20 protein-coding genes are annotated in these 22242 nt (G+C 46.7%); 8 read left to right on the top strand and 12 right to left on the bottom strand.

Features of this window, described 5'->3' with window-relative positions:
• The first annotated feature begins 23 nt into the window (after positions 1-23).
• From BC343_RS06655 to BC343_RS06645, 3 genes are all read left to right on the top strand, one after another.
• Positions 24-758: a 3-keto-disaccharide hydrolase gene (locus BC343_RS06655; RefSeq protein ID WP_078346970.1), complete on the top strand. Its 735-nt coding sequence runs from the start codon at positions 24-26 to the stop codon at positions 756-758.
• Between the two features lie 338 nt (positions 759-1096).
• On the top strand, positions 1097-3751 hold the full coding sequence (locus BC343_RS06650; protein WP_078346969.1) for an alpha-L-rhamnosidase: 2655 nt from the start codon (positions 1097-1099) through the stop codon (positions 3749-3751).
• A 3-nt stretch (positions 3752-3754) separates the two neighbouring features.
• On the top strand, positions 3755-4147 hold the full coding sequence (locus BC343_RS06645) for a group III truncated hemoglobin (protein ID WP_078346968.1): 393 nt from the start codon (positions 3755-3757) through the stop codon (positions 4145-4147).
• A gap of 82 nt (positions 4148-4229) precedes the next feature.
• Here BC343_RS06645 and BC343_RS06640 read toward each other — a convergent pair whose 3' ends face one another.
• The gene (locus tag BC343_RS06640) at positions 4230-4619 is read right to left on the bottom strand and encodes a hypothetical protein (protein ID WP_202909740.1); all 390 of its coding nucleotides are present in this window, start codon (positions 4617-4619) and stop codon (positions 4230-4232) included.
• 46 nt (positions 4620-4665) lie between these two features.
• Positions 4666-5466, bottom strand: coding sequence for an SDR family oxidoreductase (locus tag BC343_RS06635; protein ID WP_078346967.1), 801 nt, complete (start codon positions 5464-5466; stop codon positions 4666-4668).
• 131 nt (positions 5467-5597) lie between these two features.
• Between BC343_RS06635 and BC343_RS06630 the strand changes: the two genes are divergently transcribed.
• Positions 5598-6245, top strand: a complete 648-nt coding sequence (locus BC343_RS06630; RefSeq protein ID WP_078346966.1) for a YceH family protein — start codon at positions 5598-5600, stop codon at positions 6243-6245.
• A 165-nt stretch (positions 6246-6410) separates the two neighbouring features.
• Here BC343_RS06630 and BC343_RS06625 read toward each other — a convergent pair whose 3' ends face one another.
• From BC343_RS06625 to kduI, 3 genes are read right to left on the bottom strand one after another with little or no spacing between them, the layout of a single operon-like run.
• Positions 6411-6965 carry a pyridoxamine 5'-phosphate oxidase family protein gene (locus tag BC343_RS06625; protein WP_078346965.1) on the bottom strand — a complete coding sequence of 185 codons (555 nt, stop codon included), beginning with the start codon at positions 6963-6965 and terminating at the stop codon, positions 6411-6413.
• 39 nt (positions 6966-7004) lie between these two features.
• Positions 7005-7820: an SDR family oxidoreductase gene (locus BC343_RS06620; protein WP_078346964.1), complete on the bottom strand. Its 816-nt coding sequence runs from the start codon at positions 7818-7820 to the stop codon at positions 7005-7007.
• A 23-nt stretch (positions 7821-7843) separates the two neighbouring features.
• Positions 7844-8674, bottom strand: coding sequence for a 5-dehydro-4-deoxy-D-glucuronate isomerase (gene kduI / locus BC343_RS06615; protein ID WP_078346963.1), 831 nt, complete (start codon positions 8672-8674; stop codon positions 7844-7846).
• A gap of 87 nt (positions 8675-8761) precedes the next feature.
• Here kduI and BC343_RS06610 point away from each other — a divergent pair, with 87 nt between their 5' ends.
• Positions 8762-9373 carry a YhcH/YjgK/YiaL family protein gene (locus BC343_RS06610; protein WP_078346962.1) on the top strand — a complete coding sequence of 204 codons (612 nt, stop codon included), beginning with the start codon at positions 8762-8764 and terminating at the stop codon, positions 9371-9373.
• Between the two features lie 98 nt (positions 9374-9471).
• Positions 9472-10155, top strand: coding sequence for a hypothetical protein (locus tag BC343_RS06605; protein WP_078346961.1), 684 nt, complete (start codon positions 9472-9474; stop codon positions 10153-10155).
• A 196-nt stretch (positions 10156-10351) separates the two neighbouring features.
• Here the strand turns inward: BC343_RS06605 and BC343_RS06600 are convergent, their stop codons facing one another.
• The 3 genes from BC343_RS06600 to BC343_RS06590 form a co-directional block, all read right to left on the bottom strand.
• Positions 10352-11563 carry a glycoside hydrolase family 88 protein gene (locus BC343_RS06600; protein ID WP_078346960.1) on the bottom strand — a complete coding sequence of 404 codons (1212 nt, stop codon included), beginning with the start codon at positions 11561-11563 and terminating at the stop codon, positions 10352-10354.
• Between the two features lie 24 nt (positions 11564-11587).
• Positions 11588-12376, bottom strand: a complete 789-nt coding sequence (locus tag BC343_RS06595; protein ID WP_078346959.1) for an NIPSNAP family protein — start codon at positions 12374-12376, stop codon at positions 11588-11590.
• A gap of 248 nt (positions 12377-12624) precedes the next feature.
• A complete protein-coding gene (locus BC343_RS06590) occupies positions 12625-16788 on the bottom strand; it encodes a hybrid sensor histidine kinase/response regulator (RefSeq protein ID WP_078346958.1) in 4164 nt (1387 codons plus the stop codon).
• A gap of 920 nt (positions 16789-17708) precedes the next feature.
• Here BC343_RS06590 and BC343_RS06585 point away from each other — a divergent pair.
• Complete coding sequence (locus tag BC343_RS06585) at positions 17709-17942, top strand: hypothetical protein (protein WP_078346957.1); 234 nt, start codon at positions 17709-17711, stop codon at positions 17940-17942.
• A gap of 4 nt (positions 17943-17946) precedes the next feature.
• Here BC343_RS06585 and BC343_RS06580 read toward each other — a convergent pair whose 3' ends face one another.
• Positions 17947-18291 carry a superinfection immunity protein gene (locus BC343_RS06580; protein WP_078346956.1) on the bottom strand — a complete coding sequence of 115 codons (345 nt, stop codon included), beginning with the start codon at positions 18289-18291 and terminating at the stop codon, positions 17947-17949.
• 157 nt (positions 18292-18448) lie between these two features.
• On the opposite strand from BC343_RS06580, the gene BC343_RS06575 reads away from it, so the two are divergent.
• On the top strand, positions 18449-19609 hold the full coding sequence (locus tag BC343_RS06575; protein ID WP_078346955.1) for an SIR2 family protein: 1161 nt from the start codon (positions 18449-18451) through the stop codon (positions 19607-19609).
• A gap of 2 nt (positions 19610-19611) precedes the next feature.
• Here BC343_RS06575 and BC343_RS06570 read toward each other — a convergent pair whose 3' ends face one another.
• From BC343_RS06570 to BC343_RS06560, 3 genes are all read right to left on the bottom strand, one after another.
• Positions 19612-20367, bottom strand: a complete 756-nt coding sequence (locus BC343_RS06570) for a RipA family octameric membrane protein (protein ID WP_143822082.1) — start codon at positions 20365-20367, stop codon at positions 19612-19614.
• Positions 20368-20539: 172 nt separating this feature from the next.
• Positions 20540-21307: a 3-keto-disaccharide hydrolase gene (locus BC343_RS06565; protein WP_078346953.1), complete on the bottom strand. Its 768-nt coding sequence runs from the start codon at positions 21305-21307 to the stop codon at positions 20540-20542.
• Between the two features lie 32 nt (positions 21308-21339).
• The gene (locus tag BC343_RS06560) at positions 21340-22218 is read right to left on the bottom strand and encodes a sugar phosphate isomerase/epimerase family protein (RefSeq protein WP_078346952.1); all 879 of its coding nucleotides are present in this window, start codon (positions 22216-22218) and stop codon (positions 21340-21342) included.
• Between the last annotated feature and the right edge of the window lie 24 nt (positions 22219-22242).

The raw sequence follows: 22242 nt of genomic DNA, 5'->3' as shown, positions 1-22242 counted from the left end.
ATAAGCCCCCCTATCTAAGCATTATGAAAAACCTACTATTACTGGCATTAGCGGCCATCGCGATGAGCGGCTGCGGGCCTTCGCAAAACAATGCTGCTACCGCTACCGATACAGCAGCTATTAAAGTACCCGATTGGCAGCCCTTGTTTGATGGTAAAACCACCAAAGGCTGGCATACCTACGGCAAAACCGAGGTCGGCAGTGCCTGGAAAGCAAAGAATGGCGTATTGCATTTAGATGCATCTGAAAAAGGTGGCTGGCAAACCAAAAACGGTGGCGACCTGGTAACCGATGGCGAATACGAAAATTTTGAACTAAGCGTAGAGTGGAAAATATCACGTGCCGGCAACAGCGGCATCATCTTCTATGTAAACGAAGACCCCAAAAAATACCCCTACTGCTGGCAAACCGGCATAGAAACCCAGGTGGCCGATAACAAAGAGAACGAAAACGGCCAAATACCCAAACACCGCGCCGGCGATTTGTACGATTTGATGTCGATCAGCAAAAATGTGGTAAAACCCGCCGGAGAGTGGAACAAAACAGTGGTACTATCAACAGGGGGCATACTCAATATCTTCCTGAACGACGAGCAGGTACTCACCACCAAACTATGGACCGACGGCTGGAAGAAATTAATAGCAGGCAGCAAATTTAAAGAATGGCCGGCGTTTGGAACGTTTACCAAGGGACATATAGCCTTGCAGGACCATGGGGCGGATGTGTGGTTTAGGGATATAAAGATTAAGAAACTATAGTTTGATCAGCGTGGTGGTTAAGTTAACCGCAAAGTGCGCAAAGAAAAAACGCAAAGAATCACAGAGCTTTGCAAAGGCATCAAATAAGTATGCTATCATCACTTTATTGATAACATTAACCTACAAAATAAACCTTTGCGCTCTTTGCGTTGGCAAACGTGCAAATTCTTTGCGCACTTTGCGGTTAATTAGCGCCAAACCATTTGTGAAATTCGCCCTCATTCGAAATAATTCGTGTTTATCTTTTTTGCCCTTTCTTGTACACTTTTTGGTAAAAACCCCATTGCCGATAAATAACCCTTGCCTGCTTTTTAACGTTTGCTGATATTAGCTGTCCCATGAAATTATACACCAAACTGCTCGTTGCTTCCCTGTTTTTATCTGTAAGTGCATTTGCTGCCCAGCCTGTTGGCCTGCGTTGCGAATATTTGGTAAACCCCTTAGGCATTGATGCTCCTCATCCGCGTTTAACCTGGATGCTGGCTGATGCAAGGCAGGGTGCCAAACAGAGCGCATACCAGGTAATTGTAGGCTTGGATTCGGCAGAAGTGAGCCGTGGCATTGGTAATGCCTGGAGCACTGCTAAAGTTAACTCACCCGCCATACTGGCCACTTACCAGGGCAAAGGGCTGCAACCCTACACCAAGTATTACTGGCGTGTGCAAGCATGGGATAAGGATGGCGTAAAAACAACTCCATCTGCTATTAGCAGTTTCGAAACCGGTTTAATGGGCATGGGCAACTGGAAAGGCACATGGATAAGCGACCATAATGGCGTTAACGTAAAGCCTGCCCCATATTTTCGCACTACCTTCAGCACTAAAAAGAAAGTAAAATCGGCAAGAGCATATATTGCTGTGGCGGGTTTATATGAGCTTTATTTGAACGGCGAAAAAATTGGCAACCACCGCCTGGACCCGATGTACACTCGGTTCGATAGGCGCACGCTTTATGTTACCTATGATGTAACCGCGCAGGTTGCAACAGGCAAGAATGCTATTGGCGTGTTGCTGGGCAATGGCTGGTATAACCACCAAAGCACCGCCGTTTGGGATTTCCATCTGGCCGCATGGCGCGCGCGCCCTACTTTTTGCCTCGACTTCAGGATAACTTATGATGATGGCACCTTCGAAACCATTTCCTCTAACGAGCAATGGAAAACCAGCCTAAGTCCCATCACCCTAAATAGCATTTATACCGCCGAGCATTACGATGCGCAGCTTGATCAGCCCGGCTGGAACACTGTTGACTTCGACGATAAGAAATGGAAACCGGCCTTTGCCCGCCCTACTCCATCGCAAAACATTGTTTCGCAGCAAGTGGTGCCGGTCCGTGCAGTTGAAACTATACCTGCAAAAAGTATAACCAAGCTTGATGATGAATCCGTGGTGTTCGACCTTGGGAGGAATATATCGGGCGTGAGCAAAATAACCGTTAGTGGTAAAGCAGGTACAGTTATCCGCCTGAAACACGGCGAAAGGCTTTATAAAAACGGGCATGTAGACCTATCTAATATCGACCTGCACTACCGCCCTACTGATGATAAAGACCCCTTCCAGGTAGATATTTTTACGCTGAGCGGCAAAGGGCAGGAAAGCTTTATGCCGAAGTTCAACTACAAGGGCTTCCAGTATGTAGAAGTTACCAGCAGCGAACCTGTTGAATTGAATAAAGAAAGCCTTACCGGGTATTTTATGCATAGCGATGTACCGCCTGTGGGTACTGTTGCTACCTCTAATCCTACCATCAACAAAATATGGTACGCCACCAATAACTCGTACCTAAGCAACCTGTTTGGCTACCCTACCGATTGCCCGCAGCGCGAAAAGAATGGCTGGACGGGCGATGCCATTATTGCATCCGAAACCGGCTTATACAGCTTTGACGGTATTACCGTTTACGAAAAATGGATGGCCGACCACCGCGACGAGCAACAACCTAATGGCGTTCTGCCTTCTATTATCCCAACCGCTGGCTGGGGCTACGAATGGGGCAACGGGCCGGATTGGACCAGCACCATTGCCATGATACCCTGGAACGTTTACCTGTTCTACGGCGACCAAAAAATACTGGCAGATAATTATGACAATATCCGCCGCTACGTAAACCACATTAACGACCTGTACCCATCGGGGCTTTGCAGCTGGGGATTAGGCGACTGGGTACCCGTTAAGTCAGTTTCGCCGGTAGAGCTTACTTCTACCTGCTATTACTATGCCGATGTAACCATCCTGGCAAAGGCAGCCAAACTGCTGGGCAAAACCGACGATTACGCCAAATACACTACCCTGCAAGCCAAAATCAAAAAAGCATTTAACGATAAATACCTGAACGAGCAAACCGCGAACTACAACAAAGGCCTGCAAACCGAACTGGCTGTACCCTTATTCATGGGTATCGTACCTGATAACTTTAAAGCCAAAATAGCCGCCAAACTGGCCGACCGCGTTGCTGCCGATAACTTCCATTTGGATGTGGGCATATTGGGCGGTAAAGCCATTATGAACGCACTAAGCGATAATGGTTATGCCGATGTAGCTTATAAAATAGCTTCGCAGGAAACCTTCCCATCATGGGGTTGGTGGATCAAAAATGGCGCTACTACACTTTACGAGAACTGGGACATCGACGCAAAATCGGATATATCGCTCAACCACATCATGTTCGGCGGTATTGGTGCATGGCTGTACCGCGGCATAGGTGGCATTCAGCCTGATGAGCAGCAGTCCGGTTTTAAGCATGTGGTACTTAAGCCAAATTTTGTTGCAGGGTTGAACGAGTTCGACGGCTCTCATACCGGCCCTTACGGCAAAATAACTTCTATTTGGAAACGCAACGGCAATGCGGTTGAATACACCGTTACCATACCCGCCAATACAACGGCAGGCGTTGTGCTGCCGCAAGGCAAAAAAGCGTCATTAAACGGTAAAGCTATTAGTACAGCCAAAGCAATTGAAATAAGCGCGGGCACTTACCGTTTTACCATAAACTAAAACATGAACTCCAAACCGGGCATATTCACCATTGAAGATATCAAGCTGCTTGTTGATACCTTTTACGAGCGCATAAAGGCAGATGCCCTGCTTGGCCCGGTGTTTAATGGCGTGATACAAGATAACTGGGCGGTGCATCTGGAAAAGATGTACCGCTTTTGGCAAACCGTTTTACTGAACGAGCATACCTACTTTGGCCGCCCCTTTCCGCCTCATGCTAACCTGCCCGTGGGTGCCGAGCATTTTGATAAATGGCTGGCACTGTTCACCAAAACCGTAGACGAATTATTTGAGGGCGAAAAAGCCGAAGAAGCCAAATGGCGCGCCGGCAAAATGGCGGAGATGTTCCAGGCGAAGATTGCTTATTTTAAAAGCAACAGGTTTAGTATCCAGTAGTCGTCGAGTAATGCGCGCAAAGGCAAGTGCGGTTCCCCTCTTGAGAGGGGTGCAGGGGTGTGTTAGCCACCAAGCTTAAAACTCACAAAGTCTCTATCTCTTCAGGATGCCTCGGGTGCCAAATAGCGTAGTAAAAAGCAAGGCAAAATACCCCTAAAAAGAATGGTATTAGCGCGAGGTGTTTGTAGGTAATCTCGCCATAGAAGCTGAGCGCATCAAATTTCATGAACTCACTTATCATCCAGTATGAGTTGGCGCTTATCCAAAAGGTAATGGCCAGGTTGTGGCACAGTTCTGACATATGCTCTCTTGTACGATAAGCTATCACGATAGATATAACCAGCGTAGGTACAATCATCACTAAACCCAGGGGTTTCCACACCAAACACCAGCCGATATCTTTAAACAGCCAGAAAACGATATGGAGATTCTCCATTTTACGGTACTTGAGGGGGATGATATATTGCGACATGGTGAGCCTAAAATAGCAAAAAAGTTCAGTTTGGGAAAGAGCGCAGCTAAACAGCGGGGTACCATTCTTTAACAACGTAGCTATATTGCAGAGTGTCGCCTGTTACTTTACTGCTAATGGTTTTCCACTCTTTCAGTTCGGGAATAAACTCGGGTAATGGCAAGCCACTTTCGGCAGCCGCTTTGGTATAAAACCACATTTTTGTTGGATGGTGGGTTACGCAGGCATTAACAGTGTGGCCGAAGAAATTTTGCGCGACAATAGCCTTCGTAATACCGATGCAATCGGTACGTTGGATAAGGTTTACAGGTGCCAATCCGTTAGGGATATTCTTTTTCCCGGCAAAGAACCTTCCGGGGTCACGGCCGGGACCGATGAGGCCGGCAAAGCGCAGGATAGTGGTTTTAAAAGCCGTTTGCTTACGGAATAGTTCTTCCGCCTCGAAAAGTACCTCGCCGGCTGGTGTATTAGGGTTTGGGGTATCGAGTTCGGTAACCTCTTGATTTAGGTCGGCATATACACCCGTGGAACTGATAAGGATAACTTTTTGTACCCCTGCGTGATGGATGGCTTCGATAGCTCTTTCTAACTTCGGCACATACTCCGCTCCTGCCCCGCTACGTGCTTTTGGCGGGATGGCTATAACCAACACATCGCAAGTAAAAAAGCCTGAGTTTGCAACGGTATCAGCCGATAGGTCTACAATGAAGGGAATAAGACCGGCTTCCTGAAGTAAAGGAAGTTTATCGGGCGAGGTAGTAGAACCTTTTACCGTAAAACCATCTGCCACAAGCGCTTTTGCCAGCGCTAAACCATACCATCCGCAACCTAAAATACTAACCGTCATATCGAAGCGAAGATAATAAATCTATTCGCTGCCGTGAGTTCTGCGAAGCGTAACTCGCGGCAGCGGAGAATGGTAGCAACTACTCACCACTCACATAATCAACCATTCACCACAAATACTATATTTGCTACATGGATACACCACAAGCCTTACCTGTTTTAAACGATACCGAACTGCGCGTGCTGGGTTCGCTGATGGAAAAAAGCAAAACCACGCCCGATTATTACCCCATGACGCTGAACGGCCTTACCGCTGCCTGCAACCAAAAATCGTCGCGCAAGCCGGTTGTAGATTATAGCGAGAACGAGGTAACGCTGGCTTTGGATACCCTAAAACGTAAAGGACTGATATCAACGGCAACCGGCGGCAGCAGCCGTGCCATTAAATACAAACACAACTTTGGCATCGTATTCCCGGTGGTGCCTTCAGAAGTTACGGTGATATGCCTACTGATACTGCGCGGGCCACTTACACCCGGCGAGATAAACTCCAACTCGGGCCGTATGTACGAGTTCGACGACCTGGACGAAGTGCAAACCATTTTAGAGAAACTGGCCACCGGCGACGAAATTGCCTACGTAGAGCAAATGCCTAAACGCCCGGGCCAAAAAGAAGTGCGTTACCGCCACTTGTTGGGCGGTACTATACCCGAAGACGATGCTATAGACGAACCTGTTCGCCGTTCATCGGGTGAGTTAGAGGCACGTGTAACTAAACTTGAAACAGAATTGGCTGAGTTGAGGGAAGCTTTTGATAAGTTGATGAAAGAGTTGATGTAGAAATTACAACTCCCTCCCTACGGGAGGGGTGCGATGGCTTGTAGCGTAATGGCGGGGAGGGGTTTACCAATTTGCATAGCGCCTAACCCCTACCCTCCCTTCCCCAAGGAAGGAATCGCACGTTGCCACTGCTTCTTTAGCTCCTTTGCACATCTTATCAACTTGTTAAAACCTATCGAACATCGCCGTAGGCAAACCATCCAAACTTATGCGATTTTTCTCGGCCTGGTATTTTTCAATGCCTTCTTCGCCTTTGTTTTCGGCCCATTTAATGGCCTGGTCGCGCTCACCTTTGTAATCGTAAAAAGGTACGCCATACCCGCAGGACGTTTGTACAATATCTACATTAGTTACGATGATCTGCCGGGAAGAAAGAGGCAAGTGGAACAAAGGCGATAACTCATCCCATTCCGAAGTACCAGGCAATACTGTATATCCTTTTCCGTAAAGGCGCAATATGTTAGGCGGCCCGTCGAAAGCACAGAACATAATGGTAATACGCCCGTTCTCCAATAGGTGTGCCGACGTTTCGTTTCCGCTGCCGTTGATATCCATATAAGCCACCTTATTGGGCGATAAAACGCGAAAGGCATCCATACCTTTTGGTGAAAGGTTTACATGCCCATCGCCGCTTAAGGGTGCCGATGCGGTAAAGAATATCTTCTGCGCTTCAATAAACTCGCGGTGCCGCGGGCCTATCTCTTCAAAAAATTTAGCCATGTGTTGACCCCTCCTGTATGGCCATTCATCAATGGTAATCTAAACCCCGCTGAAAACCGAGAAGCCGCCATCAACGCATATCATGGAGCCGGTTACAAATGCCGAGGCATCGCTAAGCAGCCATACCAATGCGCCGATAAGCTCATCGGGGTGGCCAAAACGTTTGAAGGGAGTTTTGCGGATAACCGCCTCGCCCCTTGCGGTGTAGCCACCATCGGGAGTGGTGAGCAAGTTACGATTTTGTTCGGTAAGGAAAAAGCCCGGGGCCAGCGCATTCATGCGGATAGCATCGCCATAACGGTTGGCCAACTCCACCGCGAACCACTGCGTATAGCAATCAACCGCGGCCTTACCCATGTTATAGCCCAGCACTTTGGTTACAGCGCTTTTAGAGTTCATGGAGGAGATGTTAACGATGCTGCCCCTGCCGGTTTTGGCAATTTCGCGGCCGAAAACTTGTGTGGGTATCAGCGTGCCCCAAAGGTTCAGGTCGGCAACTTTTTTCATGCCATCTATCTTCATGGCAAACAGGTCTTCGTCGGGCTGCAGAACGCCATCGGGCATATTACCGCCCGCACCGTTCACCAGGCCATCTATCTTGCCAAATTTTGCGATGATTTTATCTTTTGCGGCAATGAGTTGCGCCTCGTCCATAGCATCCGCTATCAGCGCAATAGCCTGTCCGCCGTTTTTATTGATGGCATCGGCACGCGCCTCGGCTACTTCTGCATTACGGCCCAGTATGCCTACAATGCCGCCTGCTTCTACAATACCATTTACAAATGCATTACCCAAAATGCCCGTGCCGCCGGTTACTACTATTACTTTGCCGGCCAGCGAAAATTTATTTTCCAATTTCTTATCGATTTCTTTTGTGATTACCTGATGTCGGTGATGGCTATAGCGTCCATATCGGTATAGTCGAGGTTCTCGCCTGCCATTCCCCAAATAAAGCTATAGGCCGATGTACCGCTGCCAGAGTGAATGCTCCATGGCGGCGAGGCTACGGCATCGTAGTTACCCAACAAAATATGGCGGGTTTCGTGCCCCTCGCCCATGTAATGAAACACGCGCTGCCCTTCGGGTACATCAAAGTAAAAGTAGGCTTCCATGCGCCTGTCGTGCACGTGGGGCGGCATGGTGTTCCAAACGCTGCCGCTGTTCAATATGGTTAGGCCCATTACCAGCTGGCAGCTTTGTACGCCATCGGCATGTATGTATTTATTGATAGTGCGCACATTGGCCATTTCGGGCGTGCCGGCATTTACCTTAGCCGCATCCTCTTGCGTGGCCAGCGCAGTGGGGTACTCTTTATGCGCCGGGGATGATAGTAGGTAAAATACCGCAGGTGATGCCGCATCGGCACTTGCAAAGGTTACTATTTTCACGCCTCTGCCAACGTAAAGGCAATCGAGTTTTTTAAGCGAATAAGTTACGCCGTCGGCAGTTACAATGCCGTCTCCGGCAACGTTTATAATGCCAATTTCGCGGCGTTGCAAAAAGTATTCTGCCCGCAGGTTCGGGTAGTTCTCCAATTCGAGCGTTTGGCTTACCGGGTTAGCCGCGCCAATGATCATGCGGTCGTAATGGGTGTACACGCAGTTCAGCGCATCGGCTTGTACCAGATTGTCCAGTAAAAAGCGGTCGCGAATTTGTTGGGTTTGGTAGCTTTTAAAATCTTCGGGGTGTACGCTGTGTAATACTTTCAAGGCAGAATATTTTTATATTTAGGCTTTCCAATAAAGCAATTCATAACACCGTTCAATGGCGGTGTACCTGAATTATAAAACTAAACTATGAAACATTTATCAGCACTCAAAAGCATCGGCACCCTAATTATGTTTTTAATCCTCGCAAACGTTTGCGAAGCCCAGCACACCGCCTGGACCGAAAAAAGCGCCAAAGCCTGGCTAAAGGAACGTGTATGGGCAAACGGGTTAAAACTGAAAGTGAATGAACCGCTGAACGTGATAGAATTTGCCAAGCAATACGAAGCCAACAAAGCTGCCTGGGATAAAGCTATTGCCTATCTGCGCGACCGTAACCTGGAAATGATAGCGCCCGGCAAGTACCCCATTGATGGCGACAACGTATTTGCCATAGTAACCGAACCCGACACCAAGAAACTGGACAGTGCCGGCTACGAGATACACAAAAACTACATCGACCTGCATTATGTTATAAAAGGCGAAGAGAAAATATATGCACAAGGCAAAGGCGACCCTGCAGCCGTAACTAAACCTTATGATGCTACTAAAGATGTAGAGAACTACTTCACCAAAGGCAAAAGCTATACCGCCAAACCCGATGCCTTCTTCTTATTCTTCCCGGGAGAGTTGCATGCACCGGGGATAAGGGCAGATGGGAAGGAGAAGAAATTGGTGATAAAGATAAAGGCAGTGAATTAATAGCATTCATCTCCGCAGGTTCTCTTAGTGGTAGAACTTGCGGAGACAATAAGAACACAAAGAAATATAACCTAATCCTTCATTCACAATTCTACTAAATGAAAAAGTTCGCCATTATAATATCTGTAGCAGCGTTTGCTTACATAGTAGCCATGGTGGTAACCTGCAACCGAATATCTAATGCCGTAGACGAAACCGCCAAAGAACATCCAATCACTTATCCTGCTGGCGTAGACACCAGTTTTTCCGGACTTTTTAATGCGAAAGAGAATATATCTGATGCAGAAACAACCATAGTGAAAGGGCGCAACCCAGTATCTGACTTTACATATGGCAATGATCACTTCATTGAGATCTCGAGGCTAAATTGTAGTGCCGATGGCCCTTTAGACTCTCTGATATCCGTAAGTTTTAAAGACACCAGAATGTCGCAAAATGTTATTTATACAGGTACATCTTCGCGCCTTCCCGTTGAATCCCTTTTTGCGCATCGAAACCAGGAAAGCAGCGCTCACGTTTACGTGACCATTTTTGGCGATGGATTATCACAGATAAGCAAAAATGATTCTACCCTAATTTACCAAGGTAAACTAAAAAAATTCGGGCTAAAGTACTTCAAGGATAGCACACAGGATATTTATATCCGTAGGGAAAAAGCCCCATATCAACCCGTCCGAATAATTTTTGCCCGGAGGAATAACTCCACTTATTTGGTGCTGATGGCTAAAGCAAGTAAAGGCAGAGGGTATGAATCAGCTATCGATGAGCATATCTTGAAATAAAACTTCCGTTAAAAATTAAGATTGTGAATTAGAGTTATAGGCGAATTTTACCGCAAAATACGCAGAGGCTTGCTTATCGGTGAGCGCAAAGGACACGAAGCCTTGCATAATCATCAACAGTTTTCAAAGCTTAAAAGCAAACCCGCCTTTGCGCTCTTTGCCAAAACTTTGCGCCCTTTGCGGTTAAACAACAACGCTATTTCAACTTCGCAAATTCTTTATACCTCTCCATCGCCTCCACAAAATAATAGTCGGCATAAGTTAGTGGTACATCTATCTCGGTACCTGCCGGGAAGTGGCCTACGCTGTGTTGTAAAATAAACCCGCCGTTGGTGTTTGGTTTAGAACGATAAGTTGGCGAGGACAAGTTTTTGATGATCGTTTCTGCTGTTTTGAAATATTTTTGCCCATCGGCCTTGTCAGCATATCGGCAAAGCTCCAACAGAGCCGAAGCCGTGATGGCGGCGGCAGATGCATCGCGCAGCGCATTCGGGATATTTGGCGCGTTGAAATCCCAGTACGGTATTTTATCTGCCGGGAGGTTAGGGTTATTCAGCAGGAATCTGGCGATGCCATTGGCTTGATCGAGGTATTTTTTGTCTTTGGTTTCCCTGTACACCACCGTGAAGCCATATAGCCCCCATGCCTGCCCCCTTGCCCATGCCGATTCTTTGGCATAACCCTGGGCAGTACGTTTATCCTGCACATCGCCGGTTTCAGGGTTGTAGTTGATGACGTGGTACGAGCTATAATCCGGACGGTAATGGTTTTTGATAGTGGTATTGGCGTGCGTTACCGCCAGTTTGTAAAAGCTGGAGTCGCCGGTTTCTCGGGTGGCCCAAAACAGTAGTTCCAGGTTCATCATATTATCAATTATCACCAAAAAATCCGATGGTTTTGAATCCCATGATTTGATGCAGCCTACTTTAGGATTAAAACGCGTCGACAACGACTTTGCGCTGTTCAGCAGGATTTGTTTGTACTCCGGCGTTGGTTCTAATTGGTTGGCCGTTCCGAAACTGCAATACATCATAAAGCCAAGATCATGCGTGTGGGTGTTGTATTGCTCTTTTGCCAATACCTGCATTATGCGGTCAGCTTCGGTTTTTAAGGCTCCATCATGGTTTTGGCGATACAGTTCCAACAGCGTGCCCGGGTAAAAGCCACTGCACCACCAGCCCGAATTACTGGTTTCCAGTTTGCCTGTTTCGGGGTGGAATGCCTTGGGGAATTCTTCGGGCTTTAGCAGCGTAGCCATGTATTTGTACTGCGCATCGGCATCCTTCAAATTGCGTGCAATAGTATTCAATAGCGCCTTTTGCGGCTTAAAACTGTTTTTTTGCTGCGCGAAGGTAGCACTGAACAGCAGCACGGCAATACCGAGCGACAGTATCGATTTTGTTCTCATAACAGGCAGATGGTATAGGTGAAATTAAAAGTCTGAGTAATCGGCAGGCTGCAAAAAGATGATATCGCCTTTTGAAACGTTGTGCTGGTACTCCGCTTTTGATGAAAGTTCTTTCCAGTAAGCATCGGTATTAAAAGCTTCCCAATGTTTGTCGCGGTCGGCTTTATTGTTAAAGGTGGTCATATACATCAGGTTGGGCATACGGCTGCCGGCTATTACGCTGCCATAGAAAACCGCGTTGAAGTTTAGGCGTTTGAACAGCGCCACCTCATCGCCCACGTTGAACATTTTTACTTTGTTGATGAAATAGCTCTCGGTAGAGCTTTCGTAACTACGGAGTTCGTAAATGCGTTCGCTTTTTGGCGCGCTTAGTTCAGGTGCTGCCGGGGCTGGCATTTTGTAGAATGCGTTCAGCACGATAGTTTCCAAACGGGTGTATGGCGGGTTCTTGTAGTCGGCATTCGCATAGGCGTTGCCTTGCGATGCTGCTATCTCTTTCAGTACGCCATCGCTCACTTGGTCCATTTGTTTGAGTGATTTGAAAGGCACCAGCACATAAATGCGCCTGTCGGCGGTATCAGCTTCCAGCGTGCGGAATACGCCCACTTTACTGATACCGCTTTTGTGGATATAGGGCACAAAAACATCTTTCAGGTAATCTTCTATCACCTGCTTTTGCGCGACAGTTTTGTAATGGTATACTTTTATTTGGTAAACGCTATTATCCGCAGCGCGCAACTGGTTAACCGGCAAAACGGCCATTAAAAACAAGGCAAAGCCAACTAAGCGGGGGAGCTTTTTTAAAAACGACATGATAAAATGATGATTTGGTTTGTTTAAAATACACCTGTCCGAATGCTTTTCTAAGTTCCCCTCTCGAGAGGGGGTGCGGCGGGATGTGCGGCTGCAGGGGTGTGTTAGCCATTATGCAATTGGCACAAAGCAAAGTTAGCGAACACACCCCTCCACCCCTCTCAAGAGGGGAATCGCACGTGCCTCCGCTTTCAAGCTTCCAAACACGCATGTGGTAAAGTTATTCAAATAACCTTACATAGCGCAGGCTAAAGTGCAGCTTTCTTTGGTTCCCATTTTTCCAGCGCGGCCATAATTTCCTGCAGTTTCAGGGGCTTGCTCAGGTAATCATTCATACCGGCTTGCAGGCATTGCTCGCGGTCTTCGGCCATGGCGTTGGCCGTCATGGCTATAATAGCGGGCTGGTGCTCCATATTCTGGCGGATAAAGCGCGTGGCCTCCAGTCCGTCCATCTCGGGCATTTGTACATCCATCAGCACCATATCGTACTTTTTGTTGATGAGCGCGTTGAGGCATTCGTGGCCGTTCTCCACCAAATCGGGTTTGTAGCCCATTTTGTTGAGGATGTATTTGGCCAGCTTTTGGTTAATAGCGTTATCCTCGGCTATCAAAATATTAATAGGGTGATGATTTGCAAAATCTTCCGAGAACGGCGTTTTCACCGGCTGCACCTCGTGCTTCACCTCGTGGGTCAGCTTCAGTTGCTCAATTATATGTTTGTACAGCACCTGGTGCTTGGTAGGCTTGGTAAGCGCCACGTTGAACAGGCTCTTGTTCTTTTTACTCTGCTCGTTCCCCATGGAGGTAAGCAAGATAATAGGGATGCCGCCATCTAACTCTCGTATCTTTCGCGCCAGGGTAATGCCATCCATCTCGGGCATGTTCATGTCGGATATAATGAGGTGCACCTGCTCTTTATCTTCCAAAAGTTTCAAAGCCTCGGTGCCCGATTCGGCCATCACCGGGATGAACTCCCATTGTTTCAACTGCTCTTCCAGTATATCGCGGTTGGTTTGGTTATCATCAACCACTAAAATGCGCTTGTTTTGTATCTCGGCAAGGTTGAGGTGCACGTAATTGCGTTGCGCCTTGTTGCCGGGCTTCACGGTAATATTGAAGAAGAAAGTAGTGCCTTTACCCACCTGGCTCTTCACCCCAATTTCGCCGCCCATCAGGGCAACCAGTTTCTCGCTGATGGCCAAACCAAGCCCCGTGCCGCCGTATTTGCGGGTGGTGCTGCTATCTACCTGCGAGAATGCCTTGAACAACTTGTTCAACTTATTTGGCGGTATACCTATACCCGTATCGCGCACTTCAAATTGTAGTTCAAAGGCATTATCCAACGTATTCTTCAGTTTCACACAGATGAACACCTCGCCCTTGGCTGTAAACTTAACGGCATTGCCCACCAAATTAATAAGTACCTGCCGCAAGCGTAACGAATCGGCAATGATCTGCGCGGGCACATTGTGTTCTACCTGGTAAACCAGGTCGAGGTTGGTGCGGGCGGCTTTTTCGGCAAAAATATCCAGCACTGCCTCTATGCAATCCCTCAGGTCGAAATCGTGTTCGTCCAGCTCCATATTGCCCGATTCTATTTTCGAAAAATCGAGGATATCGTTTATCACATTTAGCAGGCTATCGCCGCAGGTTTTTATGGTTTCGGTATATTCCTGCTGCTCGCGGTTAAGCGGGGTGTTGGCCAGTAACGTAGCCATACCCATTACGCCGTTCATGGGTGTGCGTATCTCGTGGCTCATGGTGGCCAGGAAAATACTTTTGGCACGATTGGCTTTCTCCGCTTCTTCGCGGGCCTTCTCGGCCTCTTCGCGCAATATGCGCTCGCCTTTGCTCATTTCGTTGAGGCGTTGGGTGCGGTCTTCTACCTGCCGCTCCAAAATGGCCTTTTGCGCTTTAATGGTGCGCACGCGCAGCCTGAATATGCCCAAAACAATGCCTACCACAATAAGCACCACCAGCGTTTTAAACCACCAGGTGAGCCAAAACGGGGGCTGCGTAATAATGGTTAGCCCCGGCGTAACCGGCGACCATAGGCCCACCATGTTTTGGTACTTCACCTTAAAAGTATACGTACCGGCAGGCAGGTTGGTGTAAGTGGCGGTGTGGCGCGTGCCTACAAAATTCCATTCCTTATCAAAGCCCTCCAGTATGTAAGCGTATTGCTTTTTATCGGCGGATGTAAAATCCAGCGCGGCAAACTCCAACGAAATTACCGACTGCTTATAATTGAGCGTGATGCTCTTGGTATCAGATATATCCTGTTTCAGCGGCGAAGGGTCGTTACTGTTTTTGGCGGCGGCCACCTTTTTGTTGAACACCTGGAACGAAGTAATCACCAGCGGCGAAAAACCTTCGGGCTTCAGTATCTGTCCCGGCGAAAAGGCGTTAAAGCCGTTCACCCCGCCAAAGTATAACTTGCCCGATGCCCCTTTGTAGGCCGAGTGCGATTTAAATTCATCCTCCTGCAAGCCATCTTCCACCGAATAGTTCTTAAAAGTGCGCTTCACCGGGTCGAACATAGATAGGCCATTGTTAGTGCTCACCCAAATTTTACCGTCGTCGTCCTCACGGGCAGCGTAAACTATATCGCTGGGTAAGCCATCCTTTTTGGTAAAAACGGTGAAGTGGCGGGTTATCGGGTCGAACAGGTTGAGGCCCGTGAAGGTACTTATCCAGATGCTGCCGTTGCGGCCTTCGTACAGGTCGGGCACGTTATCATCGCTGATGCTGTTGGTGCCCGCTTTGTGTCGGTAGCGAATGAACGAATTGGTATTGCGGTTATATAAATTCAGGCCGCCATCAAAGGTGCCTACCCACAGGTTGCCGTGGCTGTCTTCCAGCAGGCTGTACACCCTATCGCTGCTGAGGCTGTGCGGGTCGGCAGCATCGTATTTATAATTGCTGAACTTTTTGGTTTTAGGGTCGTAATGGCTCAGCCCATCGTTATAGGTGCCTATCCAGGTGGTGTTGTCTTTAGTATGAGTGAGCGCATAAATATTATTGCCCGGCAGGCTATTGGGGTTGCCCGGCTGGTTTTTAATATTGGTAAAAACACCCGTTTTGGCATTGAACACACTGATACCATCTGCCCAGGTACCGAACCAAAAATTATTCTCGTGGTCCTGGTTCACGGTAAGCACAAAGTTGCCCGTGATGCTGTTTTTACCGGGCTGCTGCATATAATGTGTTACCTTACCGTTCTTGTAATCGAACTTGTTTACGCCGCCGCCATCGGTGCCTACCCATACGTTGCGCTCGGGGTCTTCGTAAAGGGCCAGCACAAAATCATTAGAGAGGCTATTCTCCAACGAGCTGTGCCTGTAATGGGTAAAGCTTTCGGTACTGCGCTTGAACAGGTTAATTCCGCCTGCAAAAGCTCCCAGCCACATATTGCCCAGCCTATCCTTAGCAATGCCGTAGATGGAGTTACCCGTTAGGCTATTCTTGTCGATATCGTCGTGCTTGTAGGTGTAAAAATTGCCCGTCTCGGGGTTGAGGATGCAGAGGCCGCCGTTCTCGCTGCCTATCCACAGGTTACCGTTCTCGTCGCTATTGAGGGCGTATAGGGTATTGCTGCTGATGGTGTTTGGCGCGCCATTGCGGTATGGGTAGCGCACAAAGGTTTGACTATTACGCTCCAGCTGGTTCAGCGCATCGTTCAGGGTACCTATCCACAGGCGCCCCTTGCCGTCTTCGTAAATGCAACTGATATCGTTACCCGAGATAGAGCGCGGGTCGGTGGCGTTGTGCCGATAGTGGCGAAACTCTTGTTTTTTAGCGTCGAACAAGTCCAGCCCGCCGCCGGTGGTGCCTACCCATAATTGTTTGTTGGCACCGATGTAAATAAAGCTCACCTTATCGTTCGCCAGGCTGCTATCATCCTTAGGGTTATGCTTAAAATGTTTTGTGAACTTACCTGCCTTGGTATCAAAATAATCTAAACCACCCTGGCTGGCCACCCACAGGTTGCCTCTATCATCAACCGCCAGTTTGTTCAGTATGTTATCCGAAAGCGAGTTAGGGTCTTTATCGTTATGGAGGTATTTGGTGAAAGTGCCGGTGCGGCGATCCAGTTTGTTGAGGCCAATAATGGTGGCCATCCAGATGTTCCCCTCGTGGTCTTCAATAATATCCGATACCATGCTGCTGCTGATAGAGCCGGGATCCTGCGGGTCGTGCCTATAGTTGGTGAAACCGTAGCCATCGTACTTGCTCAGTCCGTCGCGCGTGCCTACCCAAATGAAACCGCGGCTGTCTTGTATAATGCAGCCCACGTTGATTTGCGAGAGCCCTTCTTTTTTGCCCAAATGCTCAAACTTCATGCTTTGGTTTTGCGCAAAACCATCGCGCACAAAAAACACGAATAGGGCAAGTATAAAGTACTTATACATCAGGGGTTAAGAAAGGGTAAGTATAATTGGTTTATAACAATAGCAGGTATACGAAGTACGCGGCTAATTGGTTCATAAATTACAAAAAGAAATTGATAATTAAGGGTTTTTCTTAGGAAGATAAGATGAAAAGCAGAAAGAATAAAGCGGAAAGCGAATTGCCGTAGCCACAACAAATTCCCCTCTTGAGAGGGGGCGCGGGAGGAATGTGCGCAAAGGCGGGGGTGTGTTAGCCGCCATGCCGTCGTTGGTATTTGATGCCGTTGCTGGTGTTATCACCAGCGACACGGACGCTATCAATTGCCGAAGACTCTCGTTTATGTGGGTTCTACAATTTCTTGTACTACAATAAAATCATCCGCCGCTCATTTGCCGCTGGGCTGTTACTTTTTTCTTGCTAAAAAAGTAACCAAAAAATCAAGTCAGCAGAAAGGCTTCTTTGCCGCACAGGCCTTTGCCCTGCTCCGAAGGAGTCCTACGGACAAACCGCGCAGAACTCACGGACCGGGAATCCCGATAGCTATCGGGAGCCCCTTGCTGCGCCGCCCTTTCCCCGCACTTCAGCAAACATTCCCAATGTCCTTCCCTCCGCACACGCCCACCACGTTCTGCCCGCTTTCGCCCGAAGCTCCTCTGCTGACGGGGAAGAAAATGCTTGGAGTATTCTAATTCCTTCCTCGGGGAGGGGTGCGGCTGCCCGTGCGCAAAGGCAGGGTGGGGTTTAGCCACAATGCTACAACCGAATGCTTAGCAAAGCACAACACGCGCCACAGGCGCGCGCCAGCGACACCGGCTTTGTCATGCTTGAGCGCAGCGAAGCATCTATTAGCCACGATGCAATAGCCACCAACACCTAACCTCTCCCCACCAATGAACTATTGAACCAGTGAACAAATGAACCAACAAACTGTTAAATCTCCATGACACCACACATCGCCACCGCAACATTCTCCGACCAGGCCCACGCCGACGACGCCCGCGAATACCTTTTAGGAAACGAATTTTTAGAAGAAGATATCACCCTCATCCCCGCCGCCAGCGGACCGCAGGTTATCATGAACATCAAAACCGCCACCGAACGCCTCGCCCAGGAAGCCGTGGATGTATTACGCAATTATGGTGGGGTGGATATTGGTTGGTATGAGGTGAAATAAAATATTATTGCGACAACAGTTTTCTTTTCTCTGTGTCAAACTCCTCTTGTGTAAGCACTCCATCACTATGCAATCGCGCCAGTTTTGTTAATTCGTCTGCTTTGCTTTTCTCCCTTGGTGCTTGTGGAGGCGGAATGTTATTGAAAATAACTGGCGGTGCATCATTAGAGAGCGCCCAAATCAAAGCAACTATCCAACCGACTGCTGTCCACCCTAAGAAAAGATTTAAGAGGAATATCGAAGTAGAATTGTGTTTTTTCCGACCTAAAATTGAAGGCAAAAAGTAAAGCGGGAACGTAAGAAGTAAGACAACAAGTATCAGAATAAGTTCAGGTGCGCCAAGTCCCATGTGTGCAAAATTTAGGTTTAAATGATTTAATTTGGTTGAATAGCTAAATATATATTTTAAATTATTGAAGTTTAGTTGGATAAGCTATAAATATTCTCTATTATCAAATTGAAACACTAAATTTATTCTCATTAACCGACTTATCACAATCAAAATCATGAGTGAGAAAACTGTTTATGTACTTGGCGCTGGCTTTTCTATGGACGCAGGTGCTCCATCACAAGCTGCACTTGTAAAAGCTATTTATGATTTAAAAACATCGTACGCTAAAAAATCATCTGATATAGTAAAAAATTGGATAGACAAATTTGATCTATTCTTAAAAGAGGCTTTAATAGTTGATGATACCAACAAATATTGGTATTCGTTGGAGGATATTTACACCCCTATAGACCGCTCGATTGGCGACGGAATCCCTTTTAAAAATTACACGGTTTCTGATCTGCTGGAGTTAAAGTATACTTTAAATAGGCTAATAATACTTGCAGTTAGAGAGGAAATACAAAACAGTCGAAAATCAAAAGAAACAATAAATATTTTTGCTGAGTATTTAATTTCTAAAGCCAGAATGAAATTAGATAGTGAAAAGTCTGATTTGGTTTCCGTAATTACAACAAACTGGGACATAATGTTGGACAATCGGGTTAATTCACTCATGAAAAAAGAAACTCCAATTAAAACTGCAACCTTTTGTGGGGTTGTGGACTATTGCTGCTACATGAGTTCTTTGGATGAAGATGACCATAGTATCAAACCTGGTTTATATGCCATTGGAAAGGGAGGATATAATTTAAAAATCCTAAAGCTTCATGGTTCTTTAAATTGGATGCAGTGTCCAAAATGCCAGAGATTATATGTTAAGTATTATACTACTTTTAATGGAGGTTATGTATTTGATGAAAAGTTTTGTCGCCACTGTGAACTAAATTTTCATCAAAATGAAGACAAGTCCAATAAATTAGATGTTAATTTAATAACACCGACATTTCTCAAAAACCTCAACAATATTCAAAATAAGCTTATTTGGCAGAACGCAGGAATTGAATTATCTGAAGCTTCTAAAGTTGTGTTCTTAGGATACTCTCTACCCCAAGCAGATTTTGAATTTAAACAGTTGCTGTCAAGAATGATACGAAAAGATGCAGAAATTGAAGCTGTACTTATTGAGGCTGACAATCCAGATAACGTACTTGACAAATCGAAACGCAACTATTTGACAGCCGGATACAGATATGAAGTTTTTTTTAGTGGTCGAAAATTAAAAATCCATTACGATGGTGTATCGAAGTACATAAAAAAACATCTTAAAGCCGTCTAACCTTAATTATCCTCGTAATGGTATTTTCTTTTGAACATTTTTACTTCCCTATCTTTAAAATACCCCCGCCCGTAGCCAAAAAACATCGCTATTAAAATAAGTATAGTAAAAGTTATACTATAAGCTACAACTGGATTAAAACATTCTATTCCGCAATCTGAATCAATAAAATATTTGTTAAAAGAAATGGTTTTAAATGCGAATAAAATCCAGACAAAAATAAACGACAGACTTACCACCTCGTTTATTTTTGAAACAGAGAACGTTTTGGGAGAGTTTATGGTTTGATAAAGAGGCCCGTAATATTTATCTTCGAATAAGTCTATATATACCTCCCAGTGCCTTTGCCAAGACTTGCTTCCAATATTTATAAGAAACCAAGCCGTCGAAAAAACGATACCCAAACACGTGATTACTAAAACTTCATCTGGCAAACGTTGAGATTCACTTACTTTACTCGCAAGAGTAAAATAAGCCGTAAAAGCAGGTAACTGGAATAACCAAAAATAATTCGCTCTTTTCCAATACAACTCAATTTCAAAATCTCTAACCTTCCAGGCCTTTTCCAACAATTCTTTCCACCTTTCATCACCTTTACCTTTAGCAATTTTCTTTTCAAATTGTTGGTAAAAGTCTATTTCACTTAATTGATCAACATCGTTAGGGTACTCCTTATAGAAAAACGCTCTAAACTTTCTAATAAAGAGCATACCACAAAATGCAATAATAGAGACGAAATAAGAATAGATAAATAACATTGGAATATTGATATTTATTCAAAAATAAGACATATATCCACGCGTTTTATGATTTATCAATTATTAAATAGTCGCTCAATAATATACAGTCGAAATAACCAAACTATCCCCACAAAAAAAGCCGGCTCCCCTTCGGGAAGCCGGCTTTTTAATATCAGTAGGATCGAGTTTATTACAACTCTCTCACCCAAATATTCCTGAAGCTTAGCGGTTCGCTCTTATCGCCGTGGGCCTGTAGCTTTATAGGCGACGGGCCGTGAGGGGCGCGGTAGCCGGGGGCACCAATGTATTGGGTTGGGCCCAGCAGTTCGATGTTGTTCTCTACCAGTACGCCGTTAAATAGTACGGTTACGCGGGCAGGGGTTTTTACTTTGTCGCCATCGAAGGTTGGGGCGGTCCAGATAACGTCGTAAACGTTCCATACGCCGGGAGGGCGGGTTGGGTTGGCCAGCGGGATAAACTGCTTGTAAATACTGCCTGCCATACCGTTCACGTAGGTTTTGTTGTTGTACGAATCAAGCACCTGCAGTTCGTAACCCATATCGCCTTTACCTATCGAGGCTAAGAAAACGCCGCTGTTGCCGCGTGCCTGGCCTTCGCCGGTAATGTTGGCGGGTACTTTCCACTCAATGTGTAACTGGTAGCTGCCAAATTTGCGTTTGGTTTCGATGTTGCCGGTAGCTTTGTTTACGGTAAGTACGCCATCGTTCACGTTCCATTTGGCGGGGTTACCGCTGGCAACGTCAACCCATTCGTCGAGGTTCTTCCCGTCGAACAGTACAATGGCATCAGAAGGGGCATCGCCAATGGTTTTGGCGCTGGCTACTACTTTTGGTACCGGTTCCCATTTTTCGGTGTCTTCGGGCTTTGCGCCCTGCTGTGCGCTGGCCGCTAATGCGAAGCCCGAGAAAAGCGCGGTAAATATTAACTGGTGTTTCATATTTATTGGAGAATTATTGGTTCGCTTGTTTGTTATGCGGGGATAATGCTTTTAACGTATTTAGCGCTTTGGGCAATGCTCACATAAGGGTCGATATTGGTGAAGTTTTCCTGCTCCACAATAAAGTGCTTAATGCCACCTTTTTTCGCCTGGGCCAGTATCGATCTAAAATCGATAGAGCCGCTGCCTATCTCGGTGTTCAGTTCGGGGTTGGTTTTATCCATATCCTTTACGTGCACAAAGGTGAAACGGCCGGGATGTTTGGCAAATATCTCCAGCGGTTTGTAGCCGGCGCGTACCACCCAATACAGGTCCATCTCCATGTTCACCAATTTAGGGTCGGTTTCGTTCAAAATGGTATCGTAAAAAGTAGTGCCTTCGGTTTCGTGCCACTCAAAGTTGTGGTTGTGGTAGCCCAGTTTCAAACCTTTTGGTTTCAGTATCTCGGCTATCTTGTTCATTTTACCGGCAACGGTCTGGAAATCGGCCTTGGTTTTAATGAACTCGTGGTTAATACCCGGGATAATGATATAAGTCTGTCCGGTAGCCAGTGCACAGTCGATATAGCTGTTCAGCTGGTCCATTTTACCGGTACCGAAGAACTCATCTAAACCATAGTGGCCGCTCGGGGTGGTCAATCCATTAGCTTTCAGCAAGGCGCTGAACTCTTTTGCGCTAAGGCCCCAAAAGCCGCCCTCTTTAGAGTAGCCGAAAGTTTCTACCTCGCTGTAGCCTGCTTTGGCAATGTTGGCAATAACGCCTTTAACGTCCTTCGGCAGGTAATCGCGCAGGCTGTAGAGCTGTATGCCCACGCCTGTTTTGCCTTTTGCCGATAATAATTGCGGTGCCAGCATTGCTGCTGCCGAAGCGATGCCCGCCTGGGCCAAAAATTGTCTCCTGGTTGTAGTCATGTGTTTGTTTGTAAGTAGAACGTC

The organism is Mucilaginibacter pedocola, assembly GCF_002013915.1.
Taxonomy (GTDB): Bacteria; Bacteroidota; Bacteroidia; order Sphingobacteriales; family Sphingobacteriaceae; genus Mucilaginibacter; species Mucilaginibacter pedocola.
This window is presented reverse-complemented; position numbering and strand designations above follow the sequence as displayed.

What these genes read in the sequence shown, in the direction of transcription:
- BC343_RS06655 (WP_078346970.1), top strand. Translation starts at nt 24, where the DNA reads ATGAAAAACCTACTATTACTGGCATTAGCGGCCATCGCGATGAGCGGC.
- BC343_RS06650 (WP_078346969.1), top strand. Translation starts at nt 1,097, where the DNA reads ATGAAATTATACACCAAACTGCTCGTTGCTTCCCTGTTTTTATCTGTA.
- BC343_RS06645 (WP_078346968.1), top strand. Translation starts at nt 3,755, where the DNA reads ATGAACTCCAAACCGGGCATATTCACCATTGAAGATATCAAGCTGCTT.
- BC343_RS06640 (WP_202909740.1), bottom strand. Translation starts at nt 4,619, where the DNA reads ATGTCGCAATATATCATCCCCCTCAAGTACCGTAAAATGGAGAATCTC.
- BC343_RS06635 (WP_078346967.1), bottom strand. Translation starts at nt 5,466, where the DNA reads ATGACGGTTAGTATTTTAGGTTGCGGATGGTATGGTTTAGCGCTGGCA.
- BC343_RS06630 (WP_078346966.1), top strand. Translation starts at nt 5,598, where the DNA reads ATGGATACACCACAAGCCTTACCTGTTTTAAACGATACCGAACTGCGC.
- BC343_RS06625 (WP_078346965.1), bottom strand. Translation starts at nt 6,965, where the DNA reads ATGGCTAAATTTTTTGAAGAGATAGGCCCGCGGCACCGCGAGTTTATT.
- BC343_RS06610 (WP_078346962.1), top strand. Translation starts at nt 8,762, where the DNA reads ATGAAACATTTATCAGCACTCAAAAGCATCGGCACCCTAATTATGTTT.
- BC343_RS06605 (WP_078346961.1), top strand. Translation starts at nt 9,472, where the DNA reads ATGAAAAAGTTCGCCATTATAATATCTGTAGCAGCGTTTGCTTACATA.
- BC343_RS06600 (WP_078346960.1), bottom strand. Translation starts at nt 11,563, where the DNA reads ATGAGAACAAAATCGATACTGTCGCTCGGTATTGCCGTGCTGCTGTTC.
- BC343_RS06595 (WP_078346959.1), bottom strand. Translation starts at nt 12,376, where the DNA reads ATGTCGTTTTTAAAAAAGCTCCCCCGCTTAGTTGGCTTTGCCTTGTTT.
- BC343_RS06590 (WP_078346958.1), bottom strand. Translation starts at nt 16,788, where the DNA reads ATGTATAAGTACTTTATACTTGCCCTATTCGTGTTTTTTGTGCGCGAT.
- BC343_RS06585 (WP_078346957.1), top strand. Translation starts at nt 17,709, where the DNA reads ATGACACCACACATCGCCACCGCAACATTCTCCGACCAGGCCCACGCC.
- BC343_RS06580 (WP_078346956.1), bottom strand. Translation starts at nt 18,291, where the DNA reads ATGGGACTTGGCGCACCTGAACTTATTCTGATACTTGTTGTCTTACTT.
- BC343_RS06575 (WP_078346955.1), top strand. Translation starts at nt 18,449, where the DNA reads ATGAGTGAGAAAACTGTTTATGTACTTGGCGCTGGCTTTTCTATGGAC.
- BC343_RS06570 (WP_143822082.1), bottom strand. Translation starts at nt 20,367, where the DNA reads ATGTTATTTATCTATTCTTATTTCGTCTCTATTATTGCATTTTGTGGT.
- BC343_RS06565 (WP_078346953.1), bottom strand. Translation starts at nt 21,307, where the DNA reads ATGAAACACCAGTTAATATTTACCGCGCTTTTCTCGGGCTTCGCATTA.
- BC343_RS06560 (WP_078346952.1), bottom strand. Translation starts at nt 22,218, where the DNA reads ATGACTACAACCAGGAGACAATTTTTGGCCCAGGCGGGCATCGCTTCG.